This window comes from Streptomyces sp. NPDC001770, from assembly GCF_053596135.1.
The window spans coordinates 62,158-82,953 of the sequence record NZ_JBSFFN010000009.1; the positions used below are offsets into that span (position 1 = coordinate 62,158).

The window sequence follows — 20,796 nt, forward strand, 5'->3', positions numbered from 1 at the left end:
GGACCTTTCCTACCTGCGCAGTCGGGCCCGCGCGGAGGAGAGCAGCGCGCCGGTCTCCCGCAGGCGCAGCGGGCGGGCCAGCAGGGCGATCACCGACGCCAGGACCGCCGTTCCGGCCAGGGCGGCCACCGGATCGCCGGCTCCGGCGCATGCCCGGGCCGAGGCGAAGGCCAGTGCCGAGGCGGGCAGGCAGGCCGTGATCAGCCGCAGGTGTGCCCACAACACCGCTGATCGCCGGAGCGCTTGAGGGCGTGAGACCGGTCCGGTCAGTCTCCGGTGCAGGACGTGTCCGGTGACGGCGCAGCCCGCGAAGAGGGCCAGGGTGTACGCCCCGGCCATGCCGGTGACCGCCCAGCGCGCAGGCAGCACCAAGTAGGCGGTTCCGGAAAGGCCCGCGTTGAGCCCGGCGATCACCAGATTGAGCAGGAACGGCATACGGGTGTCGCCGAGGGCGTAGAACCCCCGGGAGAGCACGTACTGCCCGGAGAAGGCGATCAGACCCGGTGCGAAGGCCCTCAGCATCCCCGCCATCACGGTCACGTCGGCGCCGCTCGTACGGCCGTACCCGAAGACCGAACCCATCACCCAAGGGGCCAGCGCGAACAGGGCGAAGGCAGCCGGGACCACGACCGCTGCCGAGGTGCGCAGCGCGTACGAGAGATCCCGGCGCACCCCTGCGAGGTCTCTCTCCGCAGCGGCCCTGCTCATCCGCGGCATCAGGGCGGTGACCAGCGAGACGGTCACGATCCCCTGCGGAACCACCCAGAGCAGATAGGCGTTGCTGTACGCGGTGTAGCCGGCACCCCCCGACACCCCCTGGTCCACCGCGTGTTCGCCGGTGAGGGTGGAGAGACGGGTCACCAGCCAGTACGCGGCCTGGTTCGTCAGGACCAGCATCACCAGCCACCCGGCCGCCCGCAGCGGCCGGGTGAGTCCACTGCCACGCCAGTCGAACCGCGGCCGCCAGCGGAACCCGGCCGCCCGCAGCACAGGCACCAGGGCCAGTGTCTGCACGACGATCCCGGCGGTGGTGCCCCAGCCGAGCCATCGTGTCTGTGCCGCGCTCGGATCGCCGCCCGCGCCGGCCGCGAAGCCGAGGTACAGCCCGAAGACGGCGATCACCACGAGGTTGTTGAGTACCGGCGCCCACATCATCGCGCCGAACCTGCCCCGAGCGTTGAGTACTTGGCCCAGGAGGGTGAAGAGCCCGTAGAAGAGGATCTGGGGCAGGCAGCAGCGCGCGAGGGTGATCGTGAGTTCCGCCTGCTCGCCCGAGTAGTCGGTGTATGCGGCGACGATCCGCGGAGCCCCGGCGACGGCGACGGCGGTGAGTGCGACCAGGCCCGCCGTGCAGACGGTGAGGAGCCGCTGGGTGTACGCGACGCCGTCGTCCGCGTGTTCCTTGGCCGCCCGGACCAGTTCGGGCACGAACACGGCGTTGAGCGCGCCACCGATGAGCAGGATGTAGAGGATGTTGGGCACGGTGTTGGCGACCGTGTAGCCGTCGGCCCGCAGACCGGTCCCGAGGGCGGCGACGACGACCGCCGAGCGTATGAACCCGGTGGCCCGGGAGACCACGGAGCCGGCCGCCATCACGGCCCCGCTGCGCAGCGCCGACCCGGCCTTCCTCCGCGTGTGCCGCTCCGGCTCGGCACCGGACCCGCGGTCCACCGGCCCGGCCGCCGCGACCTGTCCGGTCGCCTCCCCCGGGGTCACCGGTGCGCCAGATAGGCGTGGAACGCCCGGTACAGAGTGTTGTTGGCGGCGCCGCCCACCGGTGTCTCCCATTCTCCGAGGGTCTCGACCACCTGCCCGCCGGTGCCCAGCTTCCAGCGCAGCAGGCCGAAGGCACGGTCCTCGGGGTCGAGGGTGGAGGGTACCCCGCGCATGTCGTGGACCGCGGCGCCCTGGGCGAGGGCGTCCACCATCATCCGCCACTGGAGCGCGTTGCTCGGGCGCACCTCCCGGCGGTGGTCGGCCGACGCGCCTGTCTGGTACCACACCCGGCCAGGAGTGCTGATCATGGTGTGCGCGGCCAGTATCTCCCCGTCGTGGACGGCGAGGAGAAGCCGCATCCGCCCCGGGCTCTCCGCGTTGAGCACGGCGTACTGGCGCTGGTAGTACGCGAGGGAGCGGCCGAGCCGGAAACCGTCCCGCTCCTCGGTGATTCTCAACAGTCGGTGGAAATCCGGAAGTTGTCCGGCGTCTCCGGCGACGACACGCACACCGGCCTTCCGTGCCCTGCGGACGTTGCGGCGCCACTCCTGATTGAGGCCCGTCCAGAGCTGGTCCTGCGTGCGACCGGCGAGCGGCACTCTGAAGACGTGGCGGGGCTGTGCGTCGGCGTCGCCCCCGGACTCGCCGTCCCCGCCGCACCGCCGCCATCCCCGTGCGCGCAGCCGTTCGGCGACCGCCGTCCCGAGGGGGTCCACCTCGTCGGCGAGCACGTCACCGATCCTCCGGCCGGGTCCCGTCGCAGCCTTGAGCCGTGCGGCGTTCCAGCGGCGGTAGTCGGGGGAGGGCCCGATCCGTACGGCGAAGGCACCCGCCTTCCGCAGATGCGCGATGAGCGGATCCAGCCAGCGGTCGATCTCCGGGTCCGCCCAGTCGGCCACCGGGCCCTCCGGCACGTAGGCGAAGTACTTCCGGGTTCCGGGGAACTGCCGGTAGAGGATCAGCGCGGTGCCTGCGGTACTCCCGTCGTCGTGGTGCCAGCCGACGGTCTCCGACCGCCAGCCGTCCTTCACCCCGGCCCACGACGGGTACTGGAGGAAGCTCGCGCCGGGGTGGGCCGACATCCACGCCCGATGGGCTTCGGCGGTGATCCGGCCCGTCCGCAGGCCTCGCTGTCCCTCGTGGCCACCGGCCACCTGCAGTGCTGACATCCCCGTCTCCCCGTTCTGCCGGGCCGGCCGCTCGGCCTGGCCGCAGACGGATGGTGGCGACGGCCCGTGACGGAGTCGCGCGGTCCATGTGACCGGACGATGACCGTTCCGCTCCGGTCCCTGTCACGGAGGAAGTTCACCCTTTTTGCCCTGGTGTGCGGGTCCTATGGTCCAGTCATGCCACTCCACCGAGACACCCCAGTCCCTGAGGTCGCCACGACGAGTCCACCGGACCCGCGCGCGGACGGCGCCGACAGGCCCGGCCGAAGGGTCCGGTTCACCCTGGTGGCCGGGACAGCGGTCCTGGGCGCCACCCTGACCGCCTGCTCCGGCAGCGCCTCGGCATCCGGACCGGGCAGCGGTCCCTCAGCCGGGGGTGGCCCGCACCGCACGGAAAGCGCCGACGTCTCGGTCAGTCTCCGGGGCGACCGAGCTCCCGCCGGCGCACCCGTCACGGTGACCCTGGCCGACGGCACCCTGCGCACGGTCGAGGTGGCCGACGACTCCGGCGGAACCCTCGACGGCCGGATATCAGCGGACGGCCGTACCTGGACCTCCGACCGCCCCGCCGCACCCGGCATCGGCTACCACGTGACGGCGACGGACACCCTGGGCGGCACGGACACCGAGGAGTTCACCACGGCGAAGGCGGACCTGGTCAACAAACTCACCCTCGCCCCGGGCAAGGACGTCACCGTCGGCATCGCGCAGCCACTGTCGGTCGTCTTCGACAACCCGGTGAAGAACAAGGCGGCCGTGGAGAAGGCCCTCAAGGTCACCACCTCCAACCACACCGAGGGTTCCTGGGGCTGGCTGCGCGACTACTCCGGCAAGGACCGCGTCGACTGGCGGCCGAAGGAGTACTGGAAGCCCGGCACCAGGATCACCCTGGACGCCGGGCTCAACGGCACCGACTCGGGGCCCGGCGGCGGGTTCTTCGTACGCGACTACGCCATGTCCTTCACCGTCGGCCGCGCGCAGGTGGTCAAGGTCGACCTCGACCGCCACCGGCTGGCGCTCGTCCGGGACGGCAGCACCGTCATGGACATACCCGTCTCCGGTGGCACTCCCGGCGGCGACAAGGCGTCCTGGCGCGGTACCGCCGTACTGATGGCGAAGGAGGGCACCATCAACATGCGCTCCGAGACGGTAGGCCTGGGCGACGCCTACGACAAGATGGTGGACTCGTCGATGCGGCTCACCTGGTCGGGCATGTACGCCCACGCCGCGCCGTGGAACGCCGCGTACTTCGGTGTCGCGAACCACAGCTCGGGCTGCGTGGGCATGAGCGACGCGGACGCCGCCGAGCTCTACGCGAAGACACAGGTGGGAGACCCCTTCGAGATCACCGGAGCGGACACCAAGGGCGTGGTCGCGGAGGGCAACGGCTACGGCGCGTGGAACGTGTCCTGGACCGACTGGCAGGCCAGGAGCGCGCTGGACTGAAGGGGAGGGACCGGCCGCCGGGCGACGGCGCGCGACCGTCGCCCGCCCCTCATTCGCTGATCCCGTGGGTGAACACCCCGCGGACCGGCGCGATTCGGGGCTCGGCCAGTTCGGCGTCGATCCGCTGCTCGCGGGCTTCGCCGGTGAGCACCGCCGCCCCGTTGGGGCCGCCCGCCCGCAGACGGTGTTCCCCCGGCAGCGTCCACAGGGCTCTTCGCCCCGGCCCCTCCCCAGGGACCACAACTTCCTTTTCACGCACAGCCGATCACATCGCGACGGCCGGGGCAACGCGGAATCCGCGAGGCCCGAGGGCCTTTCACCGCCTCTCGGGCCCACCGCGGTGATCAGCCCTTCGGCGTACGCAGCCCGAGGTGGTCCCGGAGCGTCGTCCCCTCGTACTCCGTACGGAACACGCCCTGCTCCTGGAGGAGCGGGACCACCGTGTCGGCGAACTCGTCCAGACCGCCGGGCACCAGGTGCGGGGCGAGGATGAAGCCGTCGGACACCTCGCTCTGCACGGAGTCGTTCACGGCTCGCGCGACCGTCGAGGGCGAACCGATGAAGGTCTGCCGGGCGCTGGTCTCGATCACCAGCTCCCGGATCGAAAGGCCCTCCGCCTTCGCCCGCTGCCGCCACTCAGCCGCGGTCGCCAGCGGGTCGCGGACCATCCGCACACTCGCGCGGCCCCGGGTCACCGTGTGCTCACCGGTGTCGGGGTCGATCTCGGGCAGCGGCCCGTCCGGGTCGTAACCGGACAGGTCCCGGTTCCACACGTGCTCCAGGAACTTGATCGCGGTCTGGCCGCTGACCTGGCTGCGCCGCACCTCGTGCGCGCGCTCCTCCGCCTCGGCGTCCGTGTCGCCCAGCACGAAGGTGGCCGCGGGCAGGATCAGCAGGTCGTCCCGCTCGCGTCCGTGGCGGGCGAGCCGGCCCTTGACGTCCTGGTAGAACGCGCGGCCCGGCTCCGGGGCGGAGTGCCTGCTGAAGATGGCGTCCGCGGTGGCCGCGGCGAACTCCCGGCCCTGATCTGAGTCGCCGGCCTGGAAGATCACCGGGCGGCCCTGCGGGGAACGCGGCACGTTGAAGCGGCCCGCGATGTCGAAGTGCTGGTCGTGGTGGGCGAACGTACCGGCGTCCGCGCTGCGCAGGAACTGCCCGCTCTCCGCGTCCGCGAGGATCTCGTCCGCGGCCCAGGAGTCGAACAGCTCCCAAGAGGTACGGAGGAACTGCTCGGCGCGGGTGTAGCGGTCCTCCTCCGCGAGGAAGCCGCCGCGGCGGAAGTTCTCGCCGGTGAACGCGTCCCAGGAGGTGACGACGTTCCATGCCGCACGGCCTGCCGAGAGGTGGTCCAGGGAGGCGAACTGCCGGGCCACCTCGTACGGTTCGTTGAAGGTGGAGTTGATGGTGCCGGCCAGGCCGATCCGCTCGGTGACCGCCGCCAGCGCGGCGAGGATTCCGAAGGTGTCAGGGCGGCCCACCACGTCGAGGTCGTAGATCGCCCCGCCCTGCTCGCGCAGCCGGAGCCCCTCGGCCAGGAACAGGAAGTCGAACTTGGCCCGTTCCGCGGTCCGCGCGAAGTGGCTGAAGGAGGCGAAGTCGATCTGACTGCCCGCCTCCGGGTCGCTCCAGACCGTGGTGTTGTTGACCCCGGGGAAGTGGGCCGCGAGGTGGATCTGCTTCAGGTTGTCGCTCATGACTGTCCTCCGGCCCGGACCCGGGCGTAACGGTTGGCGGGACGCGAGAGGCCGAGGAGGCCGCGCAGCGAGTCGGCTTCGTACGCGCGGCGGAACGCGTCACGGCTCTGGAGCTCGGGCACCAGGCCCCGGCTGATGGCCGGCAGGTCGTGGGCCGCGACCGCCGGACGGAGCCGGAACCCGCTCAGGCCCGCCCGCTGCCACTCCAGCAGCAGGTCGGCCAGCTCGGCGGGGGTGCCGGTGAAGATCTCGGCGTCGCTCGTCAGCGGAGCGCCCGCCACGTCGTCGAGGCGGCTGCGGCGCTCCTCCGCCTTGCCGGCCGTCTCGTCCAGGAAGACCACCAGATCCCCGAAGACGTGGACGGTCTCCCCGCCCCGCCCGGCCGCCTCCTGGGCGGCCCGGATCTCCTCGGTCACCGCCCGCGCCTCGTCGGCTCCGTGAGGTGTGACGTAACCGATGTCCGTGGACCCGGCCACCAGCTCGTACGGAAGGGCCGCGTGGGCCAGCGAGGTCACCAGCGGCTGGCCCTGCGGCGAACGCGGGGTGATCGAGGGGCCCTTGACGCTGAAGTACCTGGACTCGAAGTCGATGTAGTGCAGCTTCTCGCGGTCGATGAACCGCCCGGTGGCGGCGTCGCGTATCTCCGCGTCGTCCTCCCAGCTGTCCCAGAGCCTGCGGAGCACCTCGACGTAGTCGGCGGCCTCGTCGAACAGCTCGCGCACCAGCACCTGTGTCTCGGGCAGCAGATAGTCCTGCGGACGGAACGGCGGCAGGTCCCGGCGGCCGAAGTGCGCAGCCTCGTGCGGCGAGGCGGAGACCTTGACCCGGACCCCGGCACGGCCACCGCTCACGAAGTCCAGCGTCGCGATGGCCTTCGCCAGATGGAACGGCTCGGTGTGGGTGGCGACCACGCTCGGCACCAGTCCGACGTGCCGGGTCAGCGGCGCCACCCGGGAGGCGATCAGCACCGCGTCGAGACGCCCGCGCACCTGGTCGGTACGCCGGTCGTCGGCGGTCGGGTCGGTGGACTGGAGGGACAGCGCGTCCTCGAAGGTGACGAAGTCGAGAAGGCCGAGCTCCGCCTCCCGTACGGCGTCCAGCCAGTAGCCGGCGGAGAAGAGCTCGGAGGCGCGGGCCCCCGGCTCGCGCCAGGACGCGGGGTGCCAGCCCGTGCCGTCGAGCGCCACGGCGAGATGGAGGGGTTCGGGAGGTGAGGAGGGGGACTGCGACATGAGGGGGAAGTGCCTTTCCTGATCGGCTGGGAAGTACGGGGTGACGCGGCCGGTCCGCTCCGGGGGTCAGCTGGCCCCGGCGGGGTCACCGCCGGGGACGCGGACCACGGCGAAGAGGTTGCGCCGGCGCAGGGCGAAGCCGATCGAGAGATAGAGGCGGATGGCGTTCTCGTTGGTGGCCGCCGCGTGCAGGAACGGAATGTCCCCGCGGTCCCGGATGCCGTCGGCCACATGGCGGACCAGCCGGGTCGCGAGGCCCTCGCCGCGGTGCTCGGCGTCCGTGCAGACCGCGCTGATCTCGGTGTGGCCGGGGGGCCGCAGCCGTTCCCCGGCCATCGCCACCAGTCTTCCGCCGCGCCGGATCCCCCAGTAGGCGCCCAGCTCGATGGTGCGCGGGAGGAACGGCCCCGGCCTGTTCCGCCCCACCAGGTCCAGCATCTCGGGGACGTCAGCCGTGGTCAGCCGGACGGCTTCCGGATCGGAGCGCGTGACCAGGGTGTCCGCGACGAGCTGTACGCCCCCCGCCTCCTCCACGGTCTCCCAGTGGTCCGGGACGCTGCTGATCCCGGTCACCGCGGTCTGCGCGCCGGGCCCGATGAGCTCCGCCAGATCGTCCCAGGCACGCGGGTCCGAGGAGTCGCGCAGCGCCACGAAGGGGGCCACGTCGGTCTGGTAGCGGGCGGCGGAGCCGACGATCTCCGCGAAGCGGCGGTGCGGTCCGGTCAGGGCGGCCCAGGCGGCGTTGTCCAGCACGTGCGGTTCGGGCGGCGTGGGCCGGGCGGAGACGGGGTCGGTCCTGGGGAGGGAGTGCGGTGGCTGGACTTCGGTGGACATGTGAGGCCGTTCTTCCTTCGGTGGGACCGTGCCGTTCGCCGGCACGGTGGGCGGGGACGGTCCGGGTCAGCCGGCGGCGGGCAGGGGGCGCCCGAGGGCGAAGCGCCGGGCCCCCGGACGGCCCTCGACCAGGTCCGCCGCCAGCTCGCCGATGGCGGGGGCGAACTTGAACCCGTGACCCGAGAAGCCGGCGAGAACCGTCACCGGGCCGCGCCGGTCGACCACGAAGTCGTGGTCGGGAGTGGACGTGTAGAGGCAGGTGACCGGCTCGGGAGCGGCCGGGGCCAGACCCGGCAGCCAGGTACGTACGTAGGCTTCCAGCCGCTCGACCGCCGCCGCATCGGGGGTGCGGTCCCGGTGGTCGGGGTCGACGACCGGCCCGACCGCGTGGAACCCCACCTTGACGCCGTCCGCGCTGCCGAGCCCGTACACACCGCCCGGCTCGTCGAAACCGGCGCCAGGGTGGTGCACGAAGGCGGGCCACTCCAGCGCACCGTCCACCGCGAAGTGCAGCGGCTGCTCCTGGGTGACCCGCAGCGGCGGCAGTCCGTCCACCAGGCCGGGCAGCACGGTCGGCGACCAGCCGCCGACCGCGACCACGGCCGCGTCCGCGACGAGGGGGCCGCCCTGGTCCGTCTCGATGGTGACGCCGCTCCCCGTCGGGCGCAGGCCGCGCACCCGCACCCCGTGCCGGACGTCCGCGCCGAGACCCGACGCCGCCGCGAGCAGCGCCGCCACGGCGGCGTCGGCGTGCAGCCGGCCGCCCTCCGCGTGGTGCAGCACGGTCGTATCGGCGCGCAGCCCGGGCCAGCGCTCGGCGGCCTCGGCCGGGCTGAGGACCAGCCCCGGACGGCCCGCCGCCGCCAGCGTGGCGGCGAGCTCCCCGACGGTCCCGGGCGACCCGTGGTCGACCGCCCCGGTGGCGTCGAGCACCGGGCGGCCCGACTCCTCCTCCAGCCGCCGCCACAGCGGCAGCGCCCGCAGGGCGAGCCCGACGTACCAGGGATCGGCGTACGTCAGCCGGAAAATGCGGGAACTGCCGTGCGAGCTGCCCCGGTCGTGGCCGGGCCCGAACCGCTCCAGCACCGTGACCCGGTGGCCGCGGGCTGCCAGACGCCAGGCCGCCGCGGCGCCCATGACCCCACCGCCGACGATCACCACACTGGGTGCCATGACGGGCCTTCCTTTCTGCCTTCTTACGGCCGGCCGCACCCCCGGCCCAGGGCCGGGGGTGCGGTGTTCCGGTGGATCAGGAGTTGGTGACCGGCAGGCCCGGAGGGTTGACCTCCGCCTTCTGCACGGCCTCGTCCTTGAGGTTCCAGGCCTCCAGCCACTTCGCGTACTGACCGTGCTCGATCAGGTAGTTGATGGCATCCGCCAGCGGCTTGGCGAGCCCGCTGTCCTTCTTCGCCGTGGCGCAGATCAGCCCCTGCAGCGACGCCCCGGCACCCGAGTACGTGCCGCCGCTACGGGTGGCCTGCGGGGTGCTCGCGGACTGGGTGATGTGGTAGGCGATGGAAGGGTTGGGGGCGAAGTACCCGTCGATCTTGTTCGAGTTCAGCGCCAGATAGGCGCTGTTGTTGTCCGCGAAGTACTTGACGTCGAGCTTCTTGCCCTCGGCCTTCAGCTTGTCCCGCCACTCCAGCAGGATCTTCTCCTGGTTGGTGCCGGAGCCCACGGCGATGGTCTTGCCCGCCAGGTTCTTGTAGTCGCCGCCGAAGTCCCAGCCCGCTTCCTTGCTCACCTCGAACCCGAGGTTGTCCTGGCGGTAGCAGGCGAACTCGTACTTCTTCTTGCGCTCCTCGGTGTCCGTGATGTTGGAGAAGCCGGCCTCGGTGCGCCCGCTGTCGATCCCCACGAACAGGTTCTCCCAGGTCGCGTTCTTCGGCTCGGCCTTCAGGCCGAAGACGGCGGCGACCAGGCGGCCGAGGTCGGGCTCGGAGCCTGTGATCGTCTTCTGGTCGTCGCCGACGTAGCCGAGCGGCGCGGAACCGGCGGGGAGCATCCCCAGACCGATGGTGAACTTCCCGTCCTCGATGACGGACTTGGGCAGCTGGGCGCGGATCGAGGCGACCTCGGGGACGTCCAGCGTGATCTCCTTGGCGGCGCCGTTCGAGGCGGCGCCGATGACGACCGATCCCTTGGCGGCGGCCGAAGCGCCGGCGGAGTCCTCGGTGTCGCTGTCACCGCAGGCGCTGAGCCCGGCGGCGAGGGCCAGGACGGTGCCGGCGGTGGCGAGGGTGGACAGACGGGATCTGCGGCGGGACATGTCGGTTCCTTGAGGGTGATGGAGCACAGGTGAGAGGACGTGTGGGGGAGGGGAGTCTCGGCACAGGAGCCTTACTCCGACAGGCGGCTGACGTTCGATCGGTTCACGGTCCGGAGCGCGGAGGGTCAGAGGACTTTGCCCAGGAACTCCCTGGTACGGGCCTCGCGCGGGTTGTCCAGCACGTCGGCGGGCTTCCCCTGCTCGACGATCACGCCCTGGTCCAGGAAGACGACCTGGTCGGCGACCTCGCGGGCGAACCCGATCTCATGGGTCACCACGATCAGCGTCGTACCCCCGGTCGCCAGCTCCCTGATGACGGAGAGGACTTCGCCGACCAGCTCCGGGTCGAGCGCCGAGGTCGGTTCGTCGAAGAGGATCACACCCGGTTCGAGGGCGAGCGCCCGGGCGATGGCGACCCGCTGCTGCTGGCCCCCGGACAGCTGGCGGGGATAGCTGTCCGCCTTGTCCGCCAGCCCCACCCGGTCGAGCAGGGTACGGGCCAGCTCACGGGCACCGTCGCGGTCCGCGAGACCGATGGCGGTGGGCGCGGCGGCCACGTTCTCCAGCACCGTGAGGTTCGGGAACAGGTTGAAGTTCTGGAAGACGAAGCCGATCCGGCTGCGCTGCGCCCGTATGGCGCGCTCCGGCAGCTCCTTCAGCCGGCCGCGGTGGTGCCGTACCCCGATCGGTTCGCCACCGACCGTCACATGGCCGATGTCCAGCTTCTCCAGGTGGTTCACCGTGCGCAGCAGCGTCGACTTGCCGGACCCCGACGGCCCGAGGATCACTGTCACCGATCCCGGCTCGACCGTCAGATCGATGCCGCGCAGGACCTGGTGCTCACCGAACCACTTGTGTGCCCCGTGGATCTCCACCGCCACCGGCTCGGCGCGGACGGGACTCTTCGTGCCCTGCGGGGCGATGACGCTCATGTGCTCGATCCGATCGCGGTCCTGGAACGGGCGGCCCGGACGGCGGCCCGGAACTTCTGCAGCGGGGTCGGGGGGACGGTCCGCAGCGCGCCGCGCGAGTAGTGGCGCTCCACGTAGAACTGGATCACCGAGATGACGCTGGTGAGGATGACGTACCAGAGAGTGGCGACCAGCAGCAGCGGGACGATGTCCCCGGAGTAGGTGGAGCCCAGGCTCTGGACGGTGCCGAACAGGTCGAGCAGCGAGACGTAGAAGACCAGCGAGGTGCCCTTGACCAGGCCGATCAGCTGATTGACGTAGGAGGGCACGATCACCCGGAGCGCCTGCGGGAAGACGATGCGGCGGAACTGGTACCCGCGCGGCAGTCCCAGCGCCGAGGCCGCCTCGTGCTGGCCCTGGTCCACCGAGAGCACGCCGGACCTGACCACCTCGGCCGCGTACGCCGCCTCGTTGAGGCTGAGGCCGACCACGGCGACGGTCATGTCGGTGGCGAGCCGGGACTCGTCGAACTCGAAGAAGGCCGGCCCGAACGGAACGCCCAGGCTCAGCGTCTGGTACAGCGCGCTGAAGTTGTAGAGGAAGAGCAGCACGACGATGAGCGGTACCGAGCGCAGCAGCCAGATGTAGACCCAGGAGACGGATCGCAGCACCGGATTGGGCGACAGCCGTCCCAGCGCGAGGATCACTCCGCCGATCAGGCCGAACACCGCGCTGAGAGCGGCGACTTCGAGCGTGATCAGCAGGCCGTCGAGCACCACCGGGCGGAAGAACCAGTACGAGAACCGGCTCCACTGGTAGAACGGGTTGCTCACCAGCCCGTGGACGAACTGGGCCACCAGCACGACGACCACCGCGGTGAGGACCCACCGCCACGGGTGACGCAGCGGAAGTACCCGCTCGGCCGCCAGACGTGGGTCCTGAGCCGAGGCGGTGCGAGCGGCGGCCTTCGGGGCCGGGGGCTCTCCGGGCGGGGCGGACGGAGAGCCGGCGACCGGATCTTCCGGGGGCGCGGACGTCTCGGGCATGGGTGCTCCAGCAGTCAAAGGGTGGCCGGACGGCGCGCGCGGCACGCGGTCGGGCTGAATCGGGGAACCCCGGCCGGAGTCCGGGCAGGGTCTCGGGGAAGACGCGAAACGGGCGGGGCGGACGTGGTCCGGCCGGTCAGCAGCCGCAGTGCGGTGCGCAGGCCGGCAGCCCGCAGGTACACGAGCGGCATGCTCCGCACCCGTGCGACGGCGTACGCGAGGACGAGACGGACAGCGCGGCGGACGGCACGGCGGAGTGGAGGCGGCGGACGCCTGCCGTCCTCTCCGGTGCGCTCTCCATGCTGGTCATCCTGGTCTCTCTGCCGCAGTGAGCGAGCCGCTGGGACACGCTCGGTGGAACGGGTGGTCCACGGGATCGTGGCCGCCGGACCGCCGGGAATCACCGGGCCGGTCCGGCGTCAGTTAATCCATGCGAGGGAGAAGGCGTCAATATGATCCGGAGTCGTGTGAACAGGTGTAGAGAGCCGGCCCCACCCTGCCGGGGTGACCCGTTTCCACCGGCTTGACCAGTGGAAACGTCATCAGGGAGGTGACTGGTCGCGACGTCCGGACAGGCGACGGACGCCGCGTCGGGCGGCATTCATTTCGTGATCCTGTAACACGGGCTTCATGCCCGGTCACACGGCGACCACGACGACCGGAACACCTCCCGGCGCGCGACGCCGGACCGTACGGTCACGTCCATCTCCTGGCCACGGCCCTCTCCACCGCCCCGAGCACCGCGTCGGTCGCCTTGCCGAGCAGGGCCAGCAGCACGATCGCCAGCAGCAGGATGTCGGTCCGCCCGGTGTTCTGACTGTCGATCAGGAGGAAGCCCAGACCCATGGACGAGGCGATGAGCTCGGCCGCGACCAGGAAGAGCCACCCCTGGGCGAGCCCCAGCCGCAGCCCCGACAGTACCGACGGCGCCGCCGCGGGGATCAGTACCTGGGCGAGCAGCGCGGGGCCCCGGCGGCCGTAGGCGTGACCCAGTTCGCGGAGGCCGGGGTCGGCGTGGTCGAGCGCCGAGGCCACCGTCGTGTAGACGGGGAAGAAGGCGCCGACGGCCACCAGCGTGATCTTCGGCGTCTCACCGATGCCGAGCCAGAGCAGCAGCAGCGGAACCCACGCCAACGACGGTACGGCGCGCAGCGCCTGGATGGTCGGGCCCAGCAGCCGGCGCACCGTGGCCGAGAGCCCGACCAGGCCCCCCAGCACGAGTCCTGCCCCGGCCCCGGCGGAGAAGCCCAGCAGGACCCGCTGCACGCTGATCGCCACGTGGTGGAGGAGTTCGCCCCGCTCCCAGAGCACCCGGGCGGCGCGGGCCACCGCCAGCGGCTCGGGCAGCTGGCTCGGCGAGTAGGCCCCCGACCGCGCCGCCGTCTGCCAGGCGACGAGGAGCGCCACCGGGACCAGCAGCCCCGCCGCCACGCGCCCGGCCGCCCGCCCGGTGGCGGCGAGCCGCTCGCCGCCACGGCGCGCACGCTCGCCGGTGACCGACGGGGCTGCCGTCGCTGCCTTCTCCGCGGCCCGGGCGGCCGCCTCCGCGGTTCCGGCGCTCACGAGGGATTCGCCTTCCGCGCGTACTCGGGGAGGAAGAGCGAGTCCAGGGCTCCGTCGACGGCCTTCCGGTCCGGCACCAGGTTCTCCGCCACGAGGACCGGCGCGATGCGGTCGAGGACCGCGCGCTGCTCTCCGCCGGGGACGGGTGAGATGTCGAGCTCGGTGCGTGCGGTCAGCTGCTGCCGGGCGACCGCCTCGCTCACCTTGGACTCCTCGGCCAGCAGGCGCACGGCCTCGTCCGGGTGGGCGATGATCCAGGCGCGGGCCTTCTCGTACCCGTCCACGACCGTCTGGACGAGCTCGGGGTGCTTCTGCTCGAAGTCCGCGGAGACGTTGAGGAAGCCGTACGAGTTGAACGCGAGGTTCCGGTAGATCAGCCGGGAGCCGCTGTCGATCTGGCTCTGTGAGAGGTACGGGTCGAGCCCGGCCCACGCGTCCACGTCACCCCGCTCCAGAGCCGTCCGGCCGTCCGCGTGCTGGAGGTTGACGACCGTGACGTCGTCGGCGCCGAGACCGGCGCTCTCCAGCGCCTGGAGCAGGAAGAAGTAGGGGTCCGTGCCCTTCGTGACGGCCACCTTCCTGCCCTTCAGCTCCTTCACCGACCGGATCGGCGAGCCCTTCGCGACGACGAGCGAGGACCATTCCGGCCGGCTGTACACGTCGACCGTCCGCAGTTCGGTCCCGTTGGCACGGGCGAGCAGAGCGGGTGTGCCCGCCGTCGAGCCGAAGTCGATCGCCCCCGCGCGGAGGTTCTCGTTGGCCTTGTTGCTGCCGAGTGACTGGGTCCAGGTGACGGCGGCGCCCTGCGCGGAGAGCGTCTCGCCCAGCCAGCCCTTCTCCCGCAGGACGAGGCTCTCCGGGTTGTAGTACGCCCAGTCCAGCCGGACCGTCACCGAGGCGCCCCCGGCGCTGGTGCCGGCCGCGGCGGAACCGTCGGCGGACTCGCCCGACACACAGGCGGTGGCGGTCAGCAGCAGACCGGCGAGGAGAGCGGTGCCCGCGGCTCTTCGCACGGCGGTTCTCACAGTGGTGCTCACAGTGGTCCTCACGGAGGTGTCTCTCATGGCCTGTCTCTCAGGGCTGGTGGGGACGGTCGGGGGTGCCGACGCCGAGCCGGCACAGCAGATCGGCTCGCAGCGGCGCCAGCTCCGGATGCCCGCGTGGCCGGGGACGTGCGACGGGTACGTCGATCCGGGCGGCGATCGTGGCGGCGGGACCCGACCCGAGCAGCACGATCCGGTCCGCGAGCTGCAGCGCCTCGTCCACGTCGTGCGTGACCATCAGCACCGTGGTGCCCGCCACGCGCTGCATCGTGTCCAGCAGGTCCTGCATCCGCATCCGGGTGAGCGCGTCGAGCGCCGCGAAGGGCTCGTCGAGCAGCAGCACACCCGGCTCCCGCGCCAGGGCCCGGGCGAGCGCGGCCCGCTGCGCCATACCGCCGGAGACCTGACCGGGGCGGTGTCCGCCGTACCCGTCCAGGCCCACCTCGGTGAGCCGCCGGGCGACGGTGGCCCGCCCCACGGCCCGGTCGGTGCCCCTCGGCAGGCCGAAGGCGACGTTGGACGACAGGGTGCGCCAGCGCATCAGGCGCGGGTCCTGGAACACCACCGCCGTACGCGGATCGCCCGCGGCGACGGGGCGCCCGTCGACCAGCACCCGACCCGACGTGGGTACGTCCAGCCCGCCGATCAGCCTCAGCAGCGTCGACTTGCCGGACCCGGACGGCCCCAGCACCGCGACCGTCTCGCCCGCCGCCAGATCCAGGTCGATTCCGGCCAGCACGCTCCGGGCCCGCCGGCCCTGCCCGAAGTCCCGGCCGACACCCCGCAGGGAGACGGCGGCGGCACCGGACCGTTCCCCCGGGCCGGCTGCCTCCGGTGCCGCCACCCCCGGCCCGGCCACATCCGCTGCCGAGCCGGCCCGGCTCACGGCCGCCCCGCGAACGGGACGATGGCCGAGGGCGCGGCGGCGCTCGCGAACGGGTGCTTCCACAGCCCGCGCCGTGCCAGGACCGGCAGGACGCCCTCGCCGAACCAGTACGCCTCCTCCAGGTGCGGGTATCCCGACAGGACGAACTCCTCGATGCCCAGGGCCTGGTACTCGGCGATCAGGTCGGCGACCTCCTCGTGCGAACCGACCATGGCCGTGCCCGCGCCCCCGCGTACCAGCCCGATGCCGGCCCACAGGTTCGGATGGATCTCCAGCCCGTCCCGGCCGCCGCCGTGCAGCGCGAGCATCCGGTGCTGCCCCTCCGACTCGCTGCGCGCGAGACCCTCCTGCACGGACCGGATGGTCTGCTCGTCGAAGCCGTCCAGCAGCCGTCCGGCCTCGGCCCACGCCTGCTCGGAGGTGTCCCGGGTGATCACGTGCAGCCGGATGCCGAAGCGTACGGTCCGCCCTTCCTCGGCGGCGAGCTTCCTGATCCAGGCGATCTTCTCGGCGACGGCCGCGGGCGGCTCGCCCCAGGTGAGGTAGACGTCGCTGTGCCGGGCCGCGACCACACCGGCGGCGGGGGACGAACCACCGAAGTAGATCTCGGGGACCGGCTCGGGCACCCTCGCGAGCCTGGCGTCCTCCACCCGCAGGTGCTCGCCCGCGTGGTCGACGACCCCGCCCTTCCACAACTCCCGCACGATGTGCAGGAATTCACCGGTGCGCGCGTACCTCCCCTCCTTGTCGAGGAAGTCGCCGTAGGCGCGCTGCTCGTGGCTCTCGCCACCGGTGACGATGTTCAGCAACAGCCGGTTTCCGGTGAGTCGTTGGTACGTGGACGCCATCTGTGCCGCGAGGGTCGGCGACACCGATCCGGGCCGGAACGCCACCAGGAACTTCAGGCGCTCGGTGTGCTGGCTGATCAACGCCGTGGTGAGCCAGGCGTCTTCGCACCAGGCGCCCGTCGGGGTGAGAGCGCCGACGAAGCCCAGCTGCTCGGCAGCGAGCGCGATCTGCGTGAGATAGGGAACGCTCGGCGGGCGGTCGCCGCCCGCCGCCGTGACGGGCGTGCCGTGACCGCCTCCCACGACGTGCCGGCTGTCGCCGTTGGTGGGAAGGAACCAGTGGAACGTGAGAGACATGAGGGGAGCCCTTTCGGTGAGGGGAGCCGGATCCGGCGGAGCGAGGGATGCGGCGGAACGGGAACAGCCAGGGGTCAGAGGAGTCCGTGGCGGGGCGGGCGTGTGCCGTTGAGCGTCCACCGGCCCAGGTGCTGCACCTTCCAGCGCGTCGGGTCGTGCAGGGTGTGGGTCCGGGCGTCACGCCAGTGCCGGTGCAGATTGAGGGAGTCGAGCGCCGCCCTGGTGCCCGCCACCTCGAAGAGCGCCGAGCCGGTCTCGACCGCCGCCGTCGCGGCGACGACCTTGGCCGCCGCGACGGCGAGGGAGGCTTCGGCGGCGGAGTCGTCGGTGAGACCGGCCTCCGCCCGGTCGACCGCGCGCGCAGCCTCGGCCAGCAGCGCGTCGGACGACCTCACGCGCAGGGACAGTTCACCGAACCGCTGGATGAGGAGGGGGTCCTCGGACGCCTTCTCCACCCCGCTCTCGAACCAGGGCCGGCTCTTGGTGCGTACGAAGGCGGCGGCCTCCTCCAGGGCGCCGGCCGCGATGCCCGCATCGATGGCGGAGTGCAGCAACTGGGCGACGGCACCATGCAACTGCGGTCCACGGAAGGTGAGATGGTGCGGAACCACCCGGTCGGTCGGCACGCGGACGCCGTCGAGCCGGACCGTCCCGCTCGCGGTCGTGCGCTGCCCCATTCCGTCCCAGTCGTCCACCACGGTGACGCCGCCCGCGGAACGCGGCACGTAGGCCACCCACAGTTCTTCGTCGTCACCCCTGGCCAGGACGGGTATCCAGTGCGCGTAGAGAGCCCCGGTCGAGTAGTGCTTCTCCCCGGTCAGCAGGAAGCCGCCACCCCCGTCGGAGGTGAGCCGGGTCCGGATGTCCTGGACATGCTTCGTACCCGCTTCGGACTGGGCGTTGCCGAGACGGCGGCCCGCCAGCACCTCGCCGAAGAAGAACCGGCGCTGTTCCTCGGTGCCCCGGGCGCGCAGCACGTTGACGTACACGAAGTGGCTCTGCGGGATCTGCGCGAGGCTGGCATCGGCCGAGGCGAGGGTCCGTACGACCCGGGCCAGGGTGGTGTGGCGCACCCCAGCACCGCCGTACGCCCCGGGGACCGTGATGCCGAGGAGACCGGAGGCGGAGAGACGATCGAGTTCGGCGTGCGGCAGACGGCGCTCCGCGTCCCGTGCGGCGGCGCCCGTTCGGAACTCCGCGGCCATCTCGGACGCGAGGGCGAGCGCCTCCGCGTCGTCGCGGACCACATGGGTGGCGGACGGGCCACCGGTGGAGGGGCCGTCGGCGGAGGCAGGGGGAGGGGCGGCGGAAACGGTCATCGGTACTCCGGGTGTCGGGCGCGGACGCACGGTCGGCGGCGCGGTCGGGGAGAGCGCGGCGGGAGTGAAGAGCGCGGGCGGGAAGGGCACGGGCAGCACGGGCGCGGGCGGGGCTCCGGCCCCCGATCCCGTGCGCGGGTCACCCGGCGGCGTACAGGGCGGGGCGCGGGACGGCCGGCGAGAGCGCGGCGGAGAACTGGTCGACGATGCCGTACAGCGGCGTGGCGGCCGAGGCGGCCACCGTGACCTGGCCGTCCGGTGAGATGGCGACCTCCTTGTCGAGGACGAACCACCCCTGGGTGATGTGGCCTGCGCCCATGGAGCTGAGCACCGGGCGCAGGGCGTAGTCGACGGCGAGGACGTGCGCGGCCGACCCGCCGGTGGCCAGCGGCAGCACGGTCTTCCCGGCCAGCGCGTACTGCGGGAGCAGGTCCAGCAGCGCCTTCAGGACCCCCGAATAGGCGGCCTTGTAGACGGGGGTGCCGATGACCAGGCCGTCCGCCCGGTCCACCAGCGCCGACACGCGGGCGATGGCCGGATGGCCCGGGTCGGCCCCCAGCAGGGCCTGAGCGGGTATGTCACGGACGTCGAGCGGAACGACCTCGTGCCGGTCCGCCTCCAGGCGGGCGTCGAGATGGCGCAGCAGCCGGGAGGTGCGGGAGGTGGCGGAAGGACTGCCGGACACGGACAGGATGACGGCCATCAAGACTCCAGAGGTCGGCACCGGCCGCGGGGAGCGGCCGGGCAGGGAAGCAGGCACGGGCGAGGACGGCGGGGGGTGCCGGGGCAGGCACGGGCGACGAGGTGACGCGACGGCAGGGCAGGGCGGACCGGGGTGGCAGACGGACCGTGGCGGGCGAGGTTCCCGGACCACGGCGATCGGGAAACCTGTGCACCTAGGCGGTGTCCGACCTTGATCCGCCGGACACCTGGGTGGTGCCGACAGCGGGAGGGAGGAGGCATCGCGCCGCACTGGGCGACGGGAACGCACCCAACGAAGAGATCGTCACCGGCACATCGGCATGGCACCGACGGGCCGGCTCCGCCTCGGGCGCCCCCCGTCCGCACCGTCGCGCGAAGGGCGCAGCCGGGATGCACGGGCAGGGTGGCGCCAGGGAGACGGGACGGGCGGGATCAGTTCCCCGGGACTCGCTACGGTGGTGCGGTCAGCAGGTGTGCCCGGGACGACAACCGTGGCAGCGGCGACAGACAGCGCTGGAGACACGCGCGAGGTCGACATGGCGCCGCCGCGTGAGGTCCACTCGCTTGTCCATGGTCACCGATCCGCTGGGAGGGGGTGGAGCTGTCCGGCCTGGCCCGGTCCACCCGTCGAACGGGGAAACCGTGCCACTGGGGAACGCGGTCCGCGCGGCCTTCCCGGCCGCCCGCTGTCCGTTCCCGTCAAGGAGCGTACCGCCGGCCGGGCCGTCGGTGGGAGTCGGTATCGACGAACGGTTGATAGGGTTTCCCTCTCACCTTTCCCTCCGGCCAAGGCGGTTGCCGCCCTCCGCGGGGGTGCCCCTTCCGGAGGACGAGCCATGCGCATCGAACAGCTGGAGTGCATCGCGGCGGTGACGAGAACCGGATCGCTACGCCGCGCCGCCGGTGAACTCCACCTCTCCCAGCCCGCGTTGAGCGAGACGGTGCGTAACCTGGAGCGCGAGCTCGGTGTCGATCTGCTGGACCGCCGCCGCTCCGGAGCCCGGATCAGCGAACAGGGCCGGGAGCTCCTCCCGCACATCGTCGACGTACTGGAGTCGGTGGACCGGCTGCGCCGGGCCGCCCACGACCAGCACCACAGCAGCCGTACCGTGCGGATCGGTACGGTGAACGCGGCGACGGTTCCCCTGCTGATGCCCGCGATGCGCGACTTCCGGTCCACTCATCCGGCGACGCAGGTCGAGGTGATCGGGACCCAGCAGGAGGACATCCATCGCGGGCTGCGCGAGGGGGCGTTCGACCTCGGTCTCGTCAACTACCTCCTGGGGGACGACACCCCGCCGGACATGGAGACGACCGAGCTGCTGCGCGGCCGTCCCGTGGTCTGCATGCGGCCGGACAGTCCGCTCGCCGCCCTGGAGGTGGTGACCCCGCAGGACCTGCTCACCGAACCGCTGATCGGCATGCGTCCCGGCTATGTCATGCACCGCTACACGCACAGGCTGCTGGGGGAGGGGCGCGGGCCGTCGTTCAGCTACGCGACGGACGGCGCCGAGCTCGGCAAGCTGATGGTCGCCGAGGGCCTCGGTGTCACCGTCCTGCCCGACTTCAGCGTCCTGGGCGACCCGCTGGAGCGAGCCGGTGTGCTGGTCTCCCGCCCGCTGTCGGACGACACCACGAGGGTCCTGGTCGTCGTCCAGCGCCCCCGAAGCGGCTCCTTCCCCCGCGCGGCCCGCGAGTTGCGGTCCACCCTCGTCGTACGCGCCGCGCAGCACGCGCGGCTGCGGGCGGGCGGCGAGGAGAGCGGCCACCCGGTGGTGGAGCGGGACGGCGACTGACGGCCGGAACGCGGCATCGGCCGCC

19 protein-coding genes are annotated in these 20,796 nt (G+C 72.2%); 2 read left to right on the forward strand and 17 right to left on the reverse strand.

What is annotated here, in order from left to right:
- Positions 1–9 precede the first annotated feature (9 nt).
- Together murJ and ACWCSV_RS10700 are read right to left on the reverse strand one after the other, a co-directional pair.
- Positions 10–1,788 carry a murein biosynthesis integral membrane protein MurJ gene (gene murJ, locus ACWCSV_RS10695; RefSeq protein ID WP_451140614.1) on the reverse strand — a complete coding sequence of 593 codons (1,779 nt, stop codon included), beginning with the start codon at positions 1,786–1,788 and terminating at the stop codon, positions 10–12.
- Positions 1,713–2,885: a lipid II:glycine glycyltransferase FemX gene (locus tag ACWCSV_RS10700; RefSeq protein ID WP_451140616.1), complete on the reverse strand. Its 1,173-nt coding sequence runs from the start codon at positions 2,883–2,885 to the stop codon at positions 1,713–1,715. Before ACWCSV_RS10700 ends, murJ begins: the two co-directional genes overlap by 76 nt.
- Positions 2,886–3,062: 177 nt before the next feature.
- Here ACWCSV_RS10700 and ACWCSV_RS10705 point away from each other — a divergent pair, with 177 nt between their 5' ends.
- Positions 3,063–4,331 carry an Ig-like domain-containing protein gene (locus ACWCSV_RS10705; RefSeq protein WP_451140618.1) on the forward strand — a complete coding sequence of 423 codons (1,269 nt, stop codon included), beginning with the start codon at positions 3,063–3,065 and terminating at the stop codon, positions 4,329–4,331.
- Positions 4,332–4,380: 49 nt separating this feature from the next.
- Here the strand turns inward: ACWCSV_RS10705 and ACWCSV_RS10710 are convergent, their stop codons facing one another.
- From ACWCSV_RS10710 to ACWCSV_RS10780, 15 genes are all read right to left on the reverse strand, one after another.
- Positions 4,381–4,572, reverse strand: a complete 192-nt coding sequence (locus tag ACWCSV_RS10710) for a hypothetical protein (RefSeq protein WP_451140620.1) — start codon at positions 4,570–4,572, stop codon at positions 4,381–4,383.
- A gap of 103 nt (positions 4,573–4,675) precedes the next feature.
- Positions 4,676–6,025 carry an NtaA/DmoA family FMN-dependent monooxygenase gene (locus tag ACWCSV_RS10715; RefSeq protein ID WP_451140622.1) on the reverse strand — a complete coding sequence of 450 codons (1,350 nt, stop codon included), beginning with the start codon at positions 6,023–6,025 and terminating at the stop codon, positions 4,676–4,678.
- On the reverse strand, positions 6,022–7,257 hold the full coding sequence (locus ACWCSV_RS10720) for an LLM class flavin-dependent oxidoreductase (RefSeq protein ID WP_451140624.1): 1,236 nt from the start codon (positions 7,255–7,257) through the stop codon (positions 6,022–6,024). Before ACWCSV_RS10720 ends, ACWCSV_RS10715 begins: the two co-directional genes overlap by 4 nt.
- A gap of 66 nt (positions 7,258–7,323) precedes the next feature.
- Entirely contained in the window at positions 7,324–8,091 is a 768-nt protein-coding gene (locus ACWCSV_RS10725) for a GNAT family N-acetyltransferase (RefSeq protein WP_451140626.1), read from the reverse strand.
- A gap of 66 nt (positions 8,092–8,157) precedes the next feature.
- A complete protein-coding gene (locus ACWCSV_RS10730) occupies positions 8,158–9,264 on the reverse strand; it encodes an FAD-dependent oxidoreductase (RefSeq protein ID WP_451140628.1) in 1,107 nt (368 codons plus the stop codon).
- A gap of 76 nt (positions 9,265–9,340) precedes the next feature.
- A complete protein-coding gene (locus tag ACWCSV_RS10735) occupies positions 9,341–10,360 on the reverse strand; it encodes a transporter substrate-binding domain-containing protein (protein ID WP_451140630.1) in 1,020 nt (339 codons plus the stop codon).
- A 125-nt stretch (positions 10,361–10,485) separates the two neighbouring features.
- A complete protein-coding gene (locus ACWCSV_RS10740; protein WP_451140632.1) occupies positions 10,486–11,292 on the reverse strand; it encodes an amino acid ABC transporter ATP-binding protein in 807 nt (268 codons plus the stop codon).
- Positions 11,289–12,317 carry an amino acid ABC transporter permease gene (locus ACWCSV_RS10745; RefSeq protein ID WP_451140634.1) on the reverse strand — a complete coding sequence of 343 codons (1,029 nt, stop codon included), beginning with the start codon at positions 12,315–12,317 and terminating at the stop codon, positions 11,289–11,291. The genes ACWCSV_RS10740 and ACWCSV_RS10745 overlap by 4 nt, the downstream gene beginning before the upstream one ends.
- Before the next feature lie 696 nt (positions 12,318–13,013).
- A complete protein-coding gene (locus tag ACWCSV_RS10750) occupies positions 13,014–13,880 on the reverse strand; it encodes an ABC transporter permease (RefSeq protein ID WP_451140636.1) in 867 nt (288 codons plus the stop codon).
- Positions 13,877–14,917, reverse strand: a complete 1,041-nt coding sequence (locus ACWCSV_RS10755) for an aliphatic sulfonate ABC transporter substrate-binding protein (protein WP_451140638.1) — start codon at positions 14,915–14,917, stop codon at positions 13,877–13,879. The genes ACWCSV_RS10750 and ACWCSV_RS10755 overlap by 4 nt, the downstream gene beginning before the upstream one ends.
- A 37-nt stretch (positions 14,918–14,954) precedes the next feature.
- On the reverse strand, positions 14,955–15,809 hold the full coding sequence (locus tag ACWCSV_RS10760) for an ABC transporter ATP-binding protein (protein WP_451140640.1): 855 nt from the start codon (positions 15,807–15,809) through the stop codon (positions 14,955–14,957).
- Entirely contained in the window at positions 15,806–16,954 is a 1,149-nt protein-coding gene (locus tag ACWCSV_RS10765) for an LLM class flavin-dependent oxidoreductase (protein ID WP_451140642.1), read from the reverse strand. Before ACWCSV_RS10765 ends, ACWCSV_RS10760 begins: the two co-directional genes overlap by 4 nt.
- Positions 16,955–17,028: 74 nt before the next feature.
- Entirely contained in the window at positions 17,029–18,273 is a 1,245-nt protein-coding gene (locus tag ACWCSV_RS10770) for an SfnB family sulfur acquisition oxidoreductase (RefSeq protein ID WP_451140644.1), read from the reverse strand.
- 139 nt (positions 18,274–18,412) lie between these two features.
- Positions 18,413–18,976 carry an NADPH-dependent FMN reductase gene (ssuE, locus tag ACWCSV_RS10775; protein ID WP_451140646.1) on the reverse strand — a complete coding sequence of 188 codons (564 nt, stop codon included), beginning with the start codon at positions 18,974–18,976 and terminating at the stop codon, positions 18,413–18,415.
- Between the two features lie 463 nt (positions 18,977–19,439).
- Positions 19,440–19,547, reverse strand: coding sequence for a putative leader peptide (locus tag ACWCSV_RS10780; RefSeq protein WP_451140648.1), 108 nt, complete (start codon positions 19,545–19,547; stop codon positions 19,440–19,442).
- A 264-nt stretch (positions 19,548–19,811) separates the two neighbouring features.
- Here ACWCSV_RS10780 and ACWCSV_RS10785 point away from each other — a divergent pair, with 264 nt between their 5' ends.
- Positions 19,812–20,771: a LysR family transcriptional regulator gene (locus ACWCSV_RS10785; protein ID WP_451140650.1), complete on the forward strand. Its 960-nt coding sequence runs from the start codon at positions 19,812–19,814 to the stop codon at positions 20,769–20,771.
- Positions 20,772–20,796 lie beyond the last annotated feature (25 nt).

Excerpts from the sequence above, each read along its gene's own strand:
- ACWCSV_RS10735 (WP_451140630.1), bottom strand. The coding sequence starts at position 10,360 with ATGTCCCGCCGCAGATCCCGTCTGTCCACCCTCGCCACCGCCGGCACC.
- ACWCSV_RS10765 (WP_451140642.1), bottom strand. The coding sequence starts at position 16,954 with ATGTCTCTCACGTTCCACTGGTTCCTTCCCACCAACGGCGACAGCCGG.
- murJ (WP_451140614.1), bottom strand. The coding sequence starts at position 1,788 with ATGGGAGACACCGGTGGGCGGCGCCGCCAACAACACTCTGTACCGGGC.
- ACWCSV_RS10715 (WP_451140622.1), bottom strand. The coding sequence starts at position 6,025 with ATGAGCGACAACCTGAAGCAGATCCACCTCGCGGCCCACTTCCCCGGG.
- ssuE (WP_451140646.1), bottom strand. The coding sequence starts at position 18,976 with ATGGCCGTCATCCTGTCCGTGTCCGGCAGTCCTTCCGCCACCTCCCGC.
- ACWCSV_RS10720 (WP_451140624.1), bottom strand. The coding sequence starts at position 7,257 with ATGTCGCAGTCCCCCTCCTCACCTCCCGAACCCCTCCATCTCGCCGTG.
- ACWCSV_RS10740 (WP_451140632.1), bottom strand. The coding sequence starts at position 11,292 with ATGAGCGTCATCGCCCCGCAGGGCACGAAGAGTCCCGTCCGCGCCGAG.
- ACWCSV_RS10745 (WP_451140634.1), bottom strand. The coding sequence starts at position 12,317 with ATGCCCGAGACGTCCGCGCCCCCGGAAGATCCGGTCGCCGGCTCTCCG.
- ACWCSV_RS10700 (WP_451140616.1), bottom strand. The coding sequence starts at position 2,885 with ATGTCAGCACTGCAGGTGGCCGGTGGCCACGAGGGACAGCGAGGCCTG.
- ACWCSV_RS10730 (WP_451140628.1), bottom strand. The coding sequence starts at position 9,264 with ATGGCACCCAGTGTGGTGATCGTCGGCGGTGGGGTCATGGGCGCCGCG.
- ACWCSV_RS10705 (WP_451140618.1), top strand. The coding sequence starts at position 3,063 with ATGCCACTCCACCGAGACACCCCAGTCCCTGAGGTCGCCACGACGAGT.
- ACWCSV_RS10770 (WP_451140644.1), bottom strand. The coding sequence starts at position 18,273 with ATGACCGTTTCCGCCGCCCCTCCCCCTGCCTCCGCCGACGGCCCCTCC.
- ACWCSV_RS10785 (WP_451140650.1), top strand. The coding sequence starts at position 19,812 with ATGCGCATCGAACAGCTGGAGTGCATCGCGGCGGTGACGAGAACCGGA.
- ACWCSV_RS10780 (WP_451140648.1), bottom strand. The coding sequence starts at position 19,547 with ATGGACAAGCGAGTGGACCTCACGCGGCGGCGCCATGTCGACCTCGCG.
- ACWCSV_RS10725 (WP_451140626.1), bottom strand. The coding sequence starts at position 8,091 with ATGTCCACCGAAGTCCAGCCACCGCACTCCCTCCCCAGGACCGACCCC.